Consider the following 14,614-nt stretch of genomic DNA (forward strand, 5'->3'; position numbering starts at 1 on the left):
ATCAATAGCGATGTGAATTATTCAGCGTCTGCTGCTAAAGCAGCCTCAACTTCTACTGCTGCTTCCTCTGTGCCTTCGTCAAAGCTTTCGCCCTGATTAGCTTCAATTACAGCGTCAGCCATTCTGCCAGCGATAAGTTTTACTGCTCTGATTGCATCATCGTTAGCAGGGATAATATAGTCAACATCGTCCGGGTCACAGTTTGTATCTACGATACCTACTACAGGAATACCCAGAATTCTAGCTTCCTTTACTGCGATTCTTTCTTTCTTAGGGTCAACGATGAACAGTGCTCCAGGCATACCCTTCATGTCTTTGATACCGCCTAAGAACTTCTCTAATTTATCACGTTCAGCTCTCAGCTTGATAACTTCTTTCTTGGATAACTTTTCAAAAGTTCCGTCTTCTTCCATTCTGTCAATGTCAAAGAGTCTTTTGATTCTTCCACTGATAGTCTTGTAGTTGGTCAGCATACCGCCCAGCCATCTTTCGCTTACGTAGTACTGTCCGCATCTCTTCGCTTCGTCGATAATAGCGTTCTGTGCCTGTTTCTTAGTTCCTACGAACAGGATTGGTTTGCCGGTTGCCGCAACTTCCTTCATGAAGTCATAAGCTTCCTCAATCTTCTTTACAGTCTTCTGTAAGTCGATGATGTAAATTCCGTTTCTTTCTGTGAAGATGTAAGGAGCCATCTTAGGGTTCCATCTTCTGGTCTGGTGTCCAAAATGTACACCAGCTTCAAGTAATTGTTTCATTGAAATTACTGCCATGATTCTTTTCCTCCTGGTTTTACCTTCCACTCGGTCTATCGTGCATAAAACCGCTTTCGCGGCACCGCTTCTACAAAACAACCGGGTGTGTTAAATTAATTCATTTTGGCTAAAGATAAACAAGCCGACCATTATTATACGTCATTTAGCTTGAAATTGCAAGCCTTTTTAAAAACTATTATGCCAAATTTACGCTATTTTTCAGAAAAAGTTTGTATTTCTGTCTCAGTTTAATAAAATTTGTCCTACCCAAGCAAAAAACATACCCGTTATCAAAATGGATTTCCGGCTCTCTCATCGACACAATGCGTTCCAGATTCACATAACACCCCTTCAGACAAGGGCAAAACCGTCCGTCAAGAGCCGCCTCCAGTTTGCTCATCTTTTCATAATATCGGTACTCCCGGCAGGAAGTTACCACATGAAGCTTTCTTCCCTCCTGCTCCACAAGGACGATGTCACCTACGAAAACCCTTGCCACTTCCGCACCGCTTATTATGAGAATGGATTGTTCTTCCATTATCGTTCCTCCTAGTCGTATTATTCTCAGTATTATACTTTTCATTATATAATAAACACAAATAGGAGCCTATGGCAATTTCTCCTCTTTTTCCGACTATTTTCGACAGGTTATGACAAAATATGGCAAATCGCCCTAAAACAAAATTATGATTTTGCAACTTATAGAACTAAGAGAAATCAAAAAGAAAAACATATTTTTTGTCATTCAGCCAGAGAATATCGGTATAGCACGATAAAACAGCCCTTTGCAAATGCAAAGGGCTGTTTTTACAGTCTCAGCTGGATCTTATAATTCTTCGATTTCTTCAAACTCCGCTAAATGTGCTTCTCTCTTATAAGTGATTAAATCTTCTGCAATTTCGTGAGCTGCGATAGATACAGGCTTATTAATCTCGCATTCTGTTAAAATCGGTTTTCCGTCAATGATATCTCTAGCTCTCTTAGCAGCCATGTTTACGATGGTGTATCTGCTGTCTGCCTTCTTTCTAATCGCGTTAATTGATGGGTATAGCATTATACTTCCTCCTTATATTTTTCAATCAGCTTGTAAACATTCTGAGACACTCTGGAGTGTTCGGCAACTACGATAGCCTTAACTCTGCTTACTGCCTCTTCCAGTTCGCCGTTGACCACACAGTAATCATATTTATCTATGTAGGAAACTTCCTTCAGTGTCTGCGAAAGCCTCAAGTTAATCGCATCTTCCGTTTCTGAACCTCTGCCAGTAATTCTCTTTCTGAGTTCTGCCATAGAAGGCGGCAAAATAAAGATAAAAATCCCGTCAGGATATGCAGTCTTTACATTCAGCGCACCCTGAATATCAATTTCCAGTACAACATCGATGCCCTGCTGAAGTTTTTCTATCACTTTGGCTTTCGGCGTGCCGTAATAATTGCCGTAGACTTCTGCATGTTCCAGAAATCCTCCAGCCTCTATCTCCTTGCAGAACGCTTCTTTCGTTGTAAAGTAGTAACTAACACCCTCTTCCTCTCCGGGACGAGGGTTTCTGGTCGTCATCGATACGGATACTTCTACCTTGGTATCTTCTACCAGTCTCTTACAAATCGTTCCTTTGCCGGCACCAGAAGGTCCGGATATAATAAATAGTTTTCCTGCGTGTTCGGCTCTGTCCATTTTTATCTCCTCGAAGCGTTGTATGAGTAAATATTATATCACTTTTCGCCTTCTCATTCAAGGAAATTATTCGATATTCTGCACTTGCTCACGAATCTTTTCAATTTCAGCTTTCACCTGCAGCATTAAATTAGTCACTGCGATATCATTGGCTTTAGAGCCGATCGTATTCGCCTCCCGGTTCATCTCCTGCACCAGAAAATCCAGTTTTTTCCCATCAGGCTGGCTGCTCTTTTCAATGATTTCTTTCATCTGATCCATATGACTGTTGAGTCTGGTCAGTTCCTCTGCAATGCTGCATTTGTCCGCAAAGATGGCTGCTTCCACAAGGATTCTGTCCTCCGGCACAGTCACGCTGTTTCCAATCAGTTCCTTGATTCTCTCGCGAAGTTTCTCAGTATAAGCCTTTGGAACCTCTGCTGCCCGTTCTTCAATTCTGTCTACCAGATCTTTGATGATACCTCCTCGCATAACCAGATCAGCCGCCAGCTTTTCTCCCTCTACGCTGCGCATGGCTTCCAGATTGGAGGCCGCTTCCCTAACGGGGGTGAGAATACATCTGGTCATTTCTTCCTCATCATCCACATCGGGAATAGCCTTTAGCACATCGGGAAGCCCTGCCACGTACTGCAATGTGATCTCACCTGGAAGTTCAAAGTTTGCCTGCAGGGCTTTCAGATTGTCCAAATACTGCTGTGCAAGCATAGTATTCAGCTTAATATTGACATCATTTTCCGTCAAATTCTCTACCATGATGGAAACGTCCACCTTGCCGCGTTTGATCTTTTCCTTCACAGTGTTTTTCACTTTATCTTCTACAAAAGAATATCTCCTTGGCATTCTCACCGAAATATCACAATATCTGTGATTGACAGACTTAATCTCTACAATGATGCTCCGTTTTCCGTCATTATATTCACCTCTGCCAAATCCTGTCATACTTTTTATCATCTAACGTTTTCCTCTCTTTCTTACATCAATGATAATAAATTTATTTTATCATATTTTCCTTTCGTTGACAAACGATTCTACATCGGGGTACAATAGAGAAAGTATCGCAAAAGAAAGGAGTCATATTATGGCTTTTGACGGCATTATCACCTGCGCTATGGTAAAAGAGCTGCAGGACACCATTATGCTTGGAAAAATCGAAAAAGTTTATCAACCGGAAAGTGATGAACTGGTATTTCATATACACACAAAGCAGGGTAACAAAAAACTTTACGCCAGCATAAACAGCGCCCACAGCTGCCTGCATTTTATCGAAGAAAATCCGATCAATCCGCCAGCGCCACTGGCATTCTGCATGCTGCTCCGAAAACACCTTGTGGGCGGTCGTATCGTAGAGGTTTCTCAAAAAGACGCAGAACGTATCATAGAGATTTCCCTGGAAACCTTAAATGAACTGGGCTTCACTGTATCTAAGAAGCTCATCTTTGAAATCATGGGAAAACACAGTAACATCATCTTGGTGGACATGACTACTGGCAGAATCATCGACAGTATCAAACGAATTTCCATCGATGTTAACCGGGTACGCCAGGTTCTGCCCGGCAAGGAATACGTCTACCCGCCGGCCCAAGACAAAATTTCCTTCAAAGAAATCTCAGATGAAGCACTTTTAGAAATGGCTGCAAATCCAAAAGAAATTCTCTCAAAAGTTGGCGGTATCTCCCCTGCTGTAGCTAGCGAATTTTCTATCAATGACGACCGCGTCAGCTGGCTTTCCGCTCAGCGTTCTTCTATTGCAAGTGGCACTTTTATACCCCATATTTACGCTGATGAAAAAGGAGTGCCGCAGGAATTTCACATCGCTTCACTTTCTCAGTACGAAGAAAGTACGCAGCGCATTGATTTTGAGACCCTGAGCCAATGTCTCAGCTATTATTTTGATCACAAGCAGTCATCTAACCGGGCAAGGCAAAAATCTCACGATCTAGTAAAATCTGTCTCCAGTCTTCTCGATAAACTCTACTTAAAAAAGCAGCGTCTTTCCGAAGATCTTTTGAAGGCGGAAAACTCTGAAAATCTGAGGCTTTACGGAGAGCTTCTCACCGCAAATATGCACCTTGCAAAACCGGGCGATGCTGCAGTGGAGGTCATGAACTACTATGACGGAAGCACAGTGAAAATTCCCCTTGACCCTCGGCATAGCCCGTCAAAAAATGCGCAGCAGTATTTTAAACGTTATGGAAAATCTAAAACAGCCATTAAGGAAAAACAGGTGCAGCTTTGCGAAACCGATGCAGACATCCAGTATCTGGAATCAGTTCTGACTTACCTGAACAATACAGATAGTATAGAAGAAATAGAAGCACTCCGCGGAGAGCTTTCCGAAACAGGCTATATCAAAAAACGTAAAAGCGCTTTTAAAGAGAAAAAATACAAACCTCAGCCCCACCGCTATACCCTTTGCGATGGATCTCAGGTTTTAGTGGGACGCAACAACAAAGAAAACGATATTTTAACACTAAAGACTGCTTCTAAGACGGACTTATGGCTGCATACCAAAGATATCCCTGGCTCTCATGTTATCGTTCAGACAGGCGGTGCTGCACTTTCTGAGGAAGCGCTCTTTGAAGCAGCTGCTATCGCAGCCTATCACAGTAAGGGACGCACCTCAGAAAATGTTCCTGTAGATTATGTACAAGTTAAATATGTAAAAAAGCCTTCCGGCGCCAAACCGGGCATGGTAATCTTTACTAATAACCGCACCCTCTGGGTCAACCCGAAGCTGCCTGAATCAAAATAAAAATCCGTATTCAGTAATAAGCATAAGGAGGGCGCAAGCTGCCTCAAATATCACAATAGAAAGCCCCTTTTCCTTCGGAAAAGGGGCTTTTTTCAAACAAACAACAATTATTTGGTCACAGCTTTTGCCGTCACCAGGGTCTCAAGAAACAGTTTTCGCGATTCTCCAGTCAGCTGATAGTAATCCTCTGAAACTTCTGTCTCAACCCGCGTCACTTTTGCAGCACCTTGCTCCAGCGCTTTCTCGCGTGCCCGCTCCTCAGCAACTTTCTTCGCCGCTGAAAGTGCTTCGTCGTATTCTTCAAAGGTCATCGTTTTACTGCCGCCAGTGACTCGATAAACGCCCAGTGCCGGCTGAATGTACACGGTATATTCGGCGACTACACTGCCAACTGCTGCGCCGATAGCATTAGCAACTTTAGCATATTCCGGCACATCCGCCGAAGCACCAAAGAGCGCTGCTACCTCCGGTAAGAAAATTCTAGTCGGTGCACCAATTCCAATAAAGTCTATCTGAGATTTAAAATCCGGTCGCATGAACTTTGCACCACTCTGTCTCTGTTTAAAGATATAGGCCGCCAACTTTTCAACAGCCGCCTCATCTTCATAAGAAAGCTTGCCGTCTGTCTCATATTTCATAAAAATACCGGTAAGGCTGCTGTAAAGTCTTGCTTTCGCCAAGTCATAAATTTCCCTGCAAACTGTATCAAAATCTTTTTTCGTTGCATTGCAGAGATATATCACACCCTGTTTTGCCGCTTCCACATCGTAAGCATCATAATCGCCGCAAATATGCATAACGTCAGTCGGTGTTACACCGCACCTGATGATTACGCCTTCATCCTCAAGACGCTTGCTTCTAAACACATACGGACTCACCCCTACTGCTTCTGCTGCTTCACTGAACATCAAAGGCTGTCCTGCCAGCGCTTCAATCAGCTTCTGCTCGTTATTGGTATACTTTTCCATATTCTTAGGCCGATTTACCAGCATAAAAAACTGATTGGCAGGATAGCTGTAGGTCGCAAAACCAGCATTAAGCTCCGTCAGCTTTTCCCGAATCCTTGGAAACTGAGCTGCCGCCATGGAGAGAGGTACAATACGTCGTTTCTCCAGATAAAGGCTGTTGTCTTCGTATTCCACCGCACTATCGCCACCTAACGCAAAGGTATCAATGGTGACCCCTTTAACCATAGTCTTCCAAGTTCCGATAGAAATACCTGCATCACTTGTCACTGGCACTCGATTTTTTAAAAGGGCAACATCGCTGGTAGTCCCGCCCATGTCCACAATCAAGGCATCTTTTTTGTCAGAAAGCTCCATAGCCCCGATAATGCTGGCAGCAGGACCGCAGAGCAAAGTTTCTACCGGCCTTCCCATGGCATAGTCTCTGCTCATAATATTGCCGTCGCTTTTGACGACCTGAATCGGCAGAGATAGCCCCAGTTCCGACAGAGATCGGTCAATGGAATCAAAGAAATTCTCCATAACAGGAATCAATCTGGCATTGAGCAGCGCTGTCGCTGCTCGTTTCTGCACGTTCAGCTCCTGATAAAGATCGTATCCACGCACACAAGGTACAGAAAGCACTTCACCAATGATAGCTTCTGCTTCCTTTTCAAACTGGCCGTCATTGTATTTGGCGTTCATCTGCACAATTGCGACACTGTCAAACTCACGAAAGGTTTCTTTGACAGTCTCTCGAAAAGTCTCCCAGTCCGGAAGAGGCGTTCCTTTATCAACAGTAGCAGCATCTCCTTCTAAAAAGCAAATTTCTGAAACCGGCGGAAGCCCATAGATTCCCTGCATCCTCGCAATCATCTGTGGTTTTACACCGATCAGCACCAGTTTAGCACGACCGCCCTTGCCTTCGACACAGGCATTTGTTGCAAGAGTCGTAGATAGAGACAGATACTCCGCCTGTTTAACGAGATTTTCATCCAGACCTCTCAGCGCTTTCAAAATGCCCTCTTTTAAATCTCCTTTCGTCGTCAGCGTCTTGCTGAAAGACAATACCTGATTTCCGTCGGTATTCAAAACTACTGCATCGGTACAGGTACCGCCGGTATCAATGCCAATTCCAATCATGCTATACTCCTTTACTTTTCGGAAACAAAATTTATACTCTGGCTTTCTCACGAATACTGAGCATTCTCTCATCAGTTTGGGAAATCGTATCCGCACACTGTTTCAGTTCCTCAATAATTTCATCTTGATTCGGAATATCCTGCTTGTACTTAATCCTGTGTTCCAAGGTAGCCCAAAAGTCCATCGCTACTGTCCGAATCTGTATTTCAACCCGCATAGGTCTTTTTTCGTTGGAGAAAAAAACAGGCACTTCCACAATCATATGGTAGCTTCGGTAGCCGTTTGGCTTTGGATTCTTGATATAGTCCTTAATCTGAATGACCTTTAAATCATCCTGCGCCTTCAGCATGTCCGCCACATTATAGATATCGTCGAGAAAGGAGCAAATCACTCTGATTCCTGCAACATCATTTAAGTTTTCTTCAATGGATTGCAGCGATACCGGAAATCCCTGTCTCTGCAGCTTTTCTAAAATACTGAATGTCTTTTTTCGTCTTGCAGTAATGGATGAAATCGGGCTCTGCTGTGCCAGCGAAAGCTCATCGTTTAGAATCTGCAGCTTTGTCCTAACCTCTCTAATCGCAGAATCATAACGCATCATCAAAATATCATACTCCTGCAGCACTTTCTTCGGATCGCCGTCATGAGCTGCAAGCAATTCATCCATCAATACCTTTGTGTTTTCTTCATTCATGTCTTTACCCCTATTCTACAATAAACTGTCCTATCTTTTCTATTACTGCCTCTCCTGTATCCTCTTTTCCTCCGTTGTGAATTTCGTGACAATACCCCGTCCACTCCACATAAGTAAAGTTTTCTCGCTGAGAAAGTCTCGCAGCAAGCCTTCTGCTTCCCTCCACGTCGCAGATTTTATCTGCGTCACCGTGCATCAAAAGAAAAGGTTTATCCGCTGCTCCTCCATTATCTGGGTGACTCCCCTTATAAATGGCAGTACCAATATCAAAACCGTCCACAGCACAACGCAGAGAAATTCTGGAATGTACCAACGGATCCTTCTTAAAAGGTTTTACATAGTCTGGATTCCCAAGATCCTTCTCATCGATATTCTGACTGATAGTCGCTTTCGGCGCTATCTTTGCGGCAGTACGAATCAACGGAAGCAGTGGTCCGGGCACAGACATCACCAGCTTAATCCACGGCGCAGAAATAATATATTTCGCGGGAATGTAATTTTTGCTTCCGCGCATCATATAGTCAAGACCGATATTTCCTCCCATACTGTGTCCATAAAGCGTGATAGGAAGTCCTGGATAAAGTGTCTTCGCCCGCATAATCAACGCATCCACATCGGCAAGTACTTCTCTTCTCGGCGCAGTATCACCACGCACACCACTTGAAATACCATGACCTCGTAAATCCATAGACACGATAGCTATCCCCTTTTCTGCTAAAATCCGTGCCATTCTCTTATAACGACCTGCATGCTCTCCGATTCCGTGAATCAGGCAAAGCACATGAGACGGATTCTCACAGGAAAAATGATATCCTGTCACCGCCTTATCTCTCTCTGGAAATGCAAAATTTTCGTACATGATTTACGCTCCTTTACAAAAAAGTATCAAAATCCTACAAAAAAGTGTCAAAATCCGACATCCCCCTTGTTTTTTTGAAAAAAATCGTCTACAGTAGCTTTGTAAGCTGCACTTTGCCTCGTGCTTTAGAAGGAGGCGTTAGCATGATACAAAAATACTGTTCCCTCTGCGGAAACATCTATCACAACACAACATTTAAAGGCGGATATGTGTGTGAAGATTGTGTTAAATACATCAAATGTAACCAAAAACTTTAGATTAGCTGACGTACAAGTTCCACTCTTACCGCAAAATATCGCAGTTTGATTTCAAACACGAACGAAAGGCACATCTGGCTGGGCGCAAGCTTACAAGGCTGACTGCCGCAAGGCACTCAGCCTTTCTTCCTCTTTTTCCCATACCTGTATCCGGCCTTCTTTTTAGTCTCCATTCTTTCTCTGTTAATCCGCTTTCGGGTCTTCGCTTTCATAATTGAATAGCCAAACTTACCCAAAGGCTCCTTTTTCAGACCAAAGTATTCACCGTGACTATAGCACAGAAGTCCTGCCCGCTCCAGACACAGCTTTCCCTTTTCATCGAAAAGCGCTTCCTCTGCATGAACACCTACAATCTCTGCAATGAACATATCGTGAGTCGGATATTCCTTTACCTCCACCACTTTACATTCCAGATTCACAGGCGACTGCTCTATCATCGGACAAGACACATGGTCCGCCGCTGTCAAAGAAATTTCCATCTCCAAAGCCTTGTTCACATCGCGCCCCGATTTGACACCGCAAAAGTCTGTCGTCTTCGCAAGTTCCTCTGTCGTTAAGTTTATGACAAATTCGCCAGATTCAGAAATCAAATGGTGGGAATATCTGGACTTCCGCACTGACACATAAGTCATTGGCGGATCCGAATTAATAATCCCTGTCCATGCGATGGTTATAATGTTTGTCGCAAGACTGTCACCGCAAGTTACTAATACCGCCGGTACTGGATTTAGCATAGTTCCGGGCTTCATTGAAATTTTTGCCATTTTCTATTCCTTTCTCAATTTGGCGAGTAACTCTTCAAAGTACCTGGGAAGAGAACTTTCAAACTCCATATACTCTCCCGTCCTGGGATGCACAAATCCTAACACCTTAGCATGAAGCACCTGTCCACTGCAATCAGGTGGAAGCTTGACTGCACTTTTCCTCGGTCCGTATACCATATCCCCTGCCAAGGGATGCTTAATATGCGCCATATGAACCCTTATCTGATGAGTTCGTCCCGTTTCCAGTCTGGCCTCAATTAGCGTGAAATTTCCAAAACGTTCCAGTACCTTGTAGTGCGTAATTGCCCTCTTTCCGTGGTCCAAATCGGTCACCGCCTGTCTGAGACGATTTGCCGGGTCTCTGCCGATAGGAGCCTCCACTGTCCCCTCATCTTCTTTTATGTTATGATACACCAGTGCCTGATAGGCTCTGGTGATAGTATGGTCTGCTAACTGCTTTGACAGGGACTCGTGAGCAGCATCATTTTTGGCAATCATCAAAAGTCCGCTGGTGTCCTTATCTATCCTGTGCACGATACCCGGTCTTACAACCCCATTAATTGATGATAGCCTGTCCCCACAGTGAAACATAATTCCGTTAACCAAAGTTCCCGTATAATTGCCTACAGCCGGATGAACTACCATGCCCTTTGGCTTATTGACAACTAGAACATCTTCATCTTCATAAACTATGTCCAGAGGAATATCCTCAGCGCAAATGTCCAGTTTTGTCGGCTCCGGTATAGCAATTTTAATTCTATCGCCAAACTTTACTTTATATTTTTTTGAAATGCAGATTTCTCCGTTTACCGAGATATTGCCTTTCTCAAAAAGCTTCTGAATAAAACTCCTCGACATTCCCGAAAGTACCTGCGCACACGCAGAATCAATTCGACTGCCCTGCAGCTTTTCTTCTATATCAAACTCGTATTGGATTTTTTCTTCCATCTTCTTTCTCACGACTTCCTGCTCTTTAATTTGTCTCCAGCCAGCACATATAATACCAATACGCCGCACCCCACTGTCACACCAATATCCGCGATATTGAACACCGGCGGGAAAATAGAGAAATCCAGCATATCCGTCACATAGCCCAAAGCTATGCGGTCAATCAAATTGCCGATGCCTCCTGCCAGAATCATGCTCCACGCAAGGTATAAACTGAAATGTTCTCCTTTTTTTCTATGAAGAATCACAATGGCTGCGATTACTACCAATAGCGGAATCAAGATTAAAATCACTTTTTGACCGCTGAACATGCTAAAAGCAGCACCTCGGTTCTGAATATACGTCAATCTAAAAAAATCCCCAACAACACTGACAGACTCTCCCAGATACATTCGGGTACGTACCAGCAGCTTGCAAAGCTGATCTGCTATAACAAGCAAGCAGGCTAATATATAATATCTCATGACAAATTACGGGGCAACACATGTGCCCCGCCTCCTAATTCTTACTTATTTGATGACTCTGGTTTTAAACATGTCACTGTTTACCTGGGTCGTTTCTTCATTTCGCCTGCTCTGCAGGTCTTCCATCAGCATCTCTTCTAAAGATTTCTCACCGCCGATTACCATGGTATCTCTGGAATCCATCTTGGAACGCACCTGTGTTTTCTGCAAAGGTGGCATTGCTGGTTCCGGATTACTCTGCATTGGTGACTGCGCTGGTCTTGCCGGTGCTTTCGGGGCAATTGTCTCCTCCATTGAAGCAGGCATAAACTCTCTTTCAAGCTCCGCAAAAAGTTCTTCGCTGGAGCCTTCAATCTGGCTAAGCTGATCTTCAAGAAGCTTTCTGTAGCGTTCTCTGAATGTACTTAGTCTGTATTTAAGTTTCTCACCCTCTTCAGTCAGCTTGGACACAGAGTCTCGTGCTTCTCTCTGAATGGTCTCAGCATCCAGCTGCGCATTTCTGATGATAATCTCTGCTCTCTTTTCTGCGCTCTCAGAGATATCGTTCATCAGTTTTTTAGCAGACTCCAAAGTATTCAGGACAGATGTCTCTGAACGTTTATACTGACTTAAATCTGCTTCTAAGCTCTTGATGGTCTTCTGCTGCCGTGCGTTTTCGTCCATCAGCTGCTGCAAGTCAAGGATAATCATATCCAGAAATTCATCGACTTCCTCTGCATTATATCCTCTCATTGATTTAGAAAATTCTTTTGTTTCGATTTCCTGTGGAGTAATCATATCTCTACCTCCCGATTTTTCTTAAAGAACGATTAATACCAGTTTCACTAGAAGATTTGCTACAATCTCGATGAGAAAGAACGCTAGAAGCACAGAAAAATCCAGCATGCCTGTGTTGATATTCAGCTTATAAAGAAGCTGTCTGCAAGGATTTACAATAGGCTCCGTCAGCTTAGTTAAAAACTGATAAATCTTTCCTACGGCTGAATAAGGATTTGTTGCAAACCAACTCAGCAGTGCTCTTACGACAAGAGCCATAGTTAAAATCTGTGCAAACCAGTAAATTGCTCTTATTAAAACAATAGCCAAATTTATTTACCTCCAGGGACTCTTTTCTTCCGCACCAAACTCAAAGGCGGTTCTATCATCAGAAGCGGCGGAAATACCTACGTTTTCTGGAGCAAAGATAAAAATATTGTTTGCTACTTTCTGCACATTTCCGTTAAGGGCATAAGTTGCACCACTCATAAAATCGAAAATCTTTCTTGCAACTTCTGTCTCTAATTTCTCTAAATTGATAATAATAGGTCTTCTGCCTTTCAGGCTGTCCACAAGTTTCGGACATTCTTCAAAAGCTTTTGGTTCGATGAGAACCAGTTTAAATGCGCTGGTACCTGTTACAGAGAAGCGCTTTTCGCTTGGTTTGGATTGAGAAACGCTCGACTTCTTCTCTGGCAGCACTGTTGTCTCACTTACAAAGGAACGTCTTGGCTCCTTTGCAAGCTTTTCTTTCGCTGCATTAACTTCTTCTTCTGTAATCATTTCATCGTCATCTAATTCTTCGATTCCGATTACCTTCTTGATTGAATCTGCAAAACCCATATTGTTTTCCTCCTAAATTATATTTGTTTTATTATTTTTCTTCACTTCGATAGTCACGATACCCGAAAATGGCAGTCCCGACTCTGATTAAATTCGAACCCTCTTCTATGGCTACTTCAAAGTCATTGGTCATGCCCATAGACAAATACTGGAAGTCAATTCTCCCTTCCTGGCTACCTGCGTACTTATCATAAATTTGCTTTACTTCTGAAAAGTATGCCCTTGCATCATTTGGATCCTCTTCATAAGGGGCAATACACATCAGGCCCCTAATTCTGATATTCGGGCACTGATTAGCAATGTCTAGAATCAACTGATCCGTTTCTTCGGTAGTGATGCCAAATTTGGATTCTTCTTCGGCAGAGTTGACCTGTACTAGAATATCCATAGTCAAATTGTGCTGCGCTGCCCGCTTGTCAATTTCTCTGGCAAGCTTTAGTGAATCCACGGAATGAATCATGGACACCTTATCAATAATATATTTTACTTTATTTGTCTGTAAATGTCCAATCAAATGCCAGCGAACAGGTTTTACTTTTTCATATTTGTCCATGATTTCCTGAACTTTATTCTCACCGATATCTGTAATACCTGCATCGATAGCCTCATTGATTTCGTCTGCTCCATGCAGCTTGGTAACTGCCACCAGCAGCACATCACTTCCACTTCTGCCGGATTTTTCGGCCGCAGCTGTCTTCAGCTCCTGAATATACTCGATATTTGACTTGATCGACATATTTTAAGCACCTGCCTTTGTTTAAGTTTTTTAATTTTTTGGCTCTTTCAGCACTTCATCGTAGATTTCTACAGTATCGTACCGTTTGCCTGTTTCTGCATCGTCAAAGAATGTGTCAGCTACCAGTGAGCGAACACCGTCAGTCGCATACACTTTTATTGGCACAAAGTCAGAGCCGCTGGTCTTCTTTTTAACAAAAACCCCCAGCTGTCCATTTTCCTTGGTGATGCTGCTGTTTTCGACAAGAAGCCCTCTCTCCTCATAAGTAACCAGTGTCACCGGACATGCACGCATCTGCATGTATTTTTCGTAGTAATTGCTGCATGCCAATATAACTCTGGTATGTTCGCCATCTACATCTGCTGTTACGCTGTGCACCTCTGCGTCTACAGTTCCATCTTCAAATTCGACTATGACATCTTGTCCGGTTTTGTAACGTGCCCCATGGTCTTTAGGTACGAAAGTCACGATATACCACTTAGTTCTATCAACAACTTTAAAAACCGGCTCTCCTCTTACAACTGTATCTCTTTGCAAGTTCTGCACGCTGTCCTGACTCAACTTGCTGTAGTAGCTATATCCGCCGTTTTTCATATTGTTCGGGCGAATACGTCTTTCGTAGCCATCGGCGTAATAGCTGATAACGCCGCCCTTTGTAGCCGCATAATCACTGGTGAGAATTGCATCGTCTCCCAGCCTGTCCACAATCTGCGAAAACTTATCATCAATTTCACCATCCGCCCCTCCGGTTATTTCCATCACTGTAGTGCCTTTGCGCACCAAGGTGCCGTTATCAATATACCGATTGGCGGTACCTGTTGTCCCTGCGGTATAAACCTGTTCGTTGCGAACCAGATATCCGGTCACCTCATCGGCGACCTTAAGCTCGCCGTATTCAACGATATAAGAAGACACCAGCGCCCCTGTTACTGATGGTACAATGTAGATAATCACATACAGCAAAATCAGCGCCAGCATAAATAATACAATTGGACTTTTTCTAATCTTTTTCATAAAAATATTTTACA

General features: G+C 43.4%; 17 protein-coding genes. 1 reads left to right on the forward strand and 16 read right to left on the reverse strand.

Translation table 11 applies throughout. The features are described 5' to 3' along the window. Positions 1 to 17 precede the first annotated feature (17 nt). The 5 genes from rpsB to D1155_RS04770 all read right to left on the reverse strand — a co-directional run bounded on the left by rpsB (position 18) and on the right by D1155_RS04770 (position 3,377). Positions 18 to 770, reverse strand: coding sequence for a 30S ribosomal protein S2 (gene rpsB / locus D1155_RS04750; RefSeq protein WP_160201235.1), 753 nt, complete (start codon positions 768 to 770; stop codon positions 18 to 20). 178 nt (positions 771 to 948) lie between these two features. Further along, entirely contained in the window at positions 949 to 1,290 is a 342-nt protein-coding gene (locus D1155_RS04755) for a LytTR family DNA-binding domain-containing protein (RefSeq protein ID WP_160201236.1), read from the reverse strand. 288 nt (positions 1,291 to 1,578) lie between these two features. Then, positions 1,579 to 1,806 (reverse strand): DNA-directed RNA polymerase subunit omega, encoded by a 228-nt coding sequence (gene rpoZ, locus D1155_RS04760; protein WP_160201237.1) that lies wholly within the window; start codon positions 1,804 to 1,806, stop codon positions 1,579 to 1,581. Continuing rightward, complete coding sequence (gene gmk, locus D1155_RS04765; protein ID WP_160201238.1) at positions 1,806 to 2,426, reverse strand: guanylate kinase; 621 nt, start codon at positions 2,424 to 2,426, stop codon at positions 1,806 to 1,808. The genes rpoZ and gmk overlap by 1 nt, the downstream gene beginning before the upstream one ends. Before the next feature lie 66 nt (positions 2,427 to 2,492). Further along, on the reverse strand, positions 2,493 to 3,377 hold the full coding sequence (locus D1155_RS04770; protein ID WP_160201239.1) for a YicC/YloC family endoribonuclease: 885 nt from the start codon (positions 3,375 to 3,377) through the stop codon (positions 2,493 to 2,495). A gap of 127 nt (positions 3,378 to 3,504) precedes the next feature. Here D1155_RS04770 and D1155_RS04775 point away from each other — a divergent pair, with 127 nt between their 5' ends. Continuing rightward, positions 3,505 to 5,178, forward strand: a complete 1,674-nt coding sequence (locus tag D1155_RS04775; protein ID WP_207709513.1) for an NFACT RNA binding domain-containing protein — start codon at positions 3,505 to 3,507, stop codon at positions 5,176 to 5,178. Positions 5,179 to 5,285: 107 nt separating this feature from the next. On the opposite strand, the gene D1155_RS04780 is transcribed toward D1155_RS04775, so the two are convergent. From D1155_RS04780 to D1155_RS04830, 11 genes are all read right to left on the reverse strand, one after another. Then, positions 5,286 to 7,265, reverse strand: coding sequence for a hydantoinase/oxoprolinase family protein (locus tag D1155_RS04780; RefSeq protein ID WP_160201241.1), 1,980 nt, complete (start codon positions 7,263 to 7,265; stop codon positions 5,286 to 5,288). A 31-nt stretch (positions 7,266 to 7,296) separates the two neighbouring features. Beyond that, a complete protein-coding gene (locus D1155_RS04785; RefSeq protein WP_160201242.1) occupies positions 7,297 to 7,959 on the reverse strand; it encodes a GTP pyrophosphokinase family protein in 663 nt (220 codons plus the stop codon). Between the two features lie 10 nt (positions 7,960 to 7,969). Beyond that, positions 7,970 to 8,818: an alpha/beta fold hydrolase gene (locus D1155_RS04790; RefSeq protein ID WP_160201243.1), complete on the reverse strand. Its 849-nt coding sequence runs from the start codon at positions 8,816 to 8,818 to the stop codon at positions 7,970 to 7,972. A 373-nt stretch (positions 8,819 to 9,191) separates the two neighbouring features. After that, a complete protein-coding gene (locus tag D1155_RS04795) occupies positions 9,192 to 9,839 on the reverse strand; it encodes a flavin reductase family protein (protein WP_160201244.1) in 648 nt (215 codons plus the stop codon). A 3-nt stretch (positions 9,840 to 9,842) separates the two neighbouring features. Next, positions 9,843 to 10,787, reverse strand: a complete 945-nt coding sequence (locus D1155_RS04800; RefSeq protein WP_160201309.1) for an RluA family pseudouridine synthase — start codon at positions 10,785 to 10,787, stop codon at positions 9,843 to 9,845. Between the two features lie 8 nt (positions 10,788 to 10,795). Next, entirely contained in the window at positions 10,796 to 11,251 is a 456-nt protein-coding gene (gene lspA / locus D1155_RS04805; protein WP_160201245.1) for a signal peptidase II, read from the reverse strand. A gap of 45 nt (positions 11,252 to 11,296) precedes the next feature. Beyond that, positions 11,297 to 12,028 carry a DivIVA domain-containing protein gene (locus D1155_RS04810; RefSeq protein WP_160201246.1) on the reverse strand — a complete coding sequence of 244 codons (732 nt, stop codon included), beginning with the start codon at positions 12,026 to 12,028 and terminating at the stop codon, positions 11,297 to 11,299. Positions 12,029 to 12,049: 21 nt separating this feature from the next. Next, on the reverse strand, positions 12,050 to 12,337 hold the full coding sequence (locus D1155_RS04815) for a YggT family protein (RefSeq protein WP_160201247.1): 288 nt from the start codon (positions 12,335 to 12,337) through the stop codon (positions 12,050 to 12,052). A gap of 6 nt (positions 12,338 to 12,343) precedes the next feature. Then, positions 12,344 to 12,850, reverse strand: a complete 507-nt coding sequence (gene sepF / locus D1155_RS04820; protein ID WP_160201248.1) for a cell division protein SepF — start codon at positions 12,848 to 12,850, stop codon at positions 12,344 to 12,346. Positions 12,851 to 12,881: 31 nt separating this feature from the next. After that, positions 12,882 to 13,586 (reverse strand): YggS family pyridoxal phosphate-dependent enzyme, encoded by a 705-nt coding sequence (locus D1155_RS04825; RefSeq protein WP_160201249.1) that lies wholly within the window; start codon positions 13,584 to 13,586, stop codon positions 12,882 to 12,884. 30 nt (positions 13,587 to 13,616) lie between these two features. Then, positions 13,617 to 14,600 (reverse strand): HlyD family efflux transporter periplasmic adaptor subunit, encoded by a 984-nt coding sequence (locus tag D1155_RS04830; RefSeq protein WP_160201250.1) that lies wholly within the window; start codon positions 14,598 to 14,600, stop codon positions 13,617 to 13,619. Between the last annotated feature and the right edge of the window lie 14 nt (positions 14,601 to 14,614).

Source organism: Anaerotruncus sp. 80 (assembly GCF_009936115.1).
Classification (GTDB): Bacteria; Bacillota; Clostridia; order Peptostreptococcales; family Anaerovoracaceae; genus Senimuribacter; species Senimuribacter intestinalis.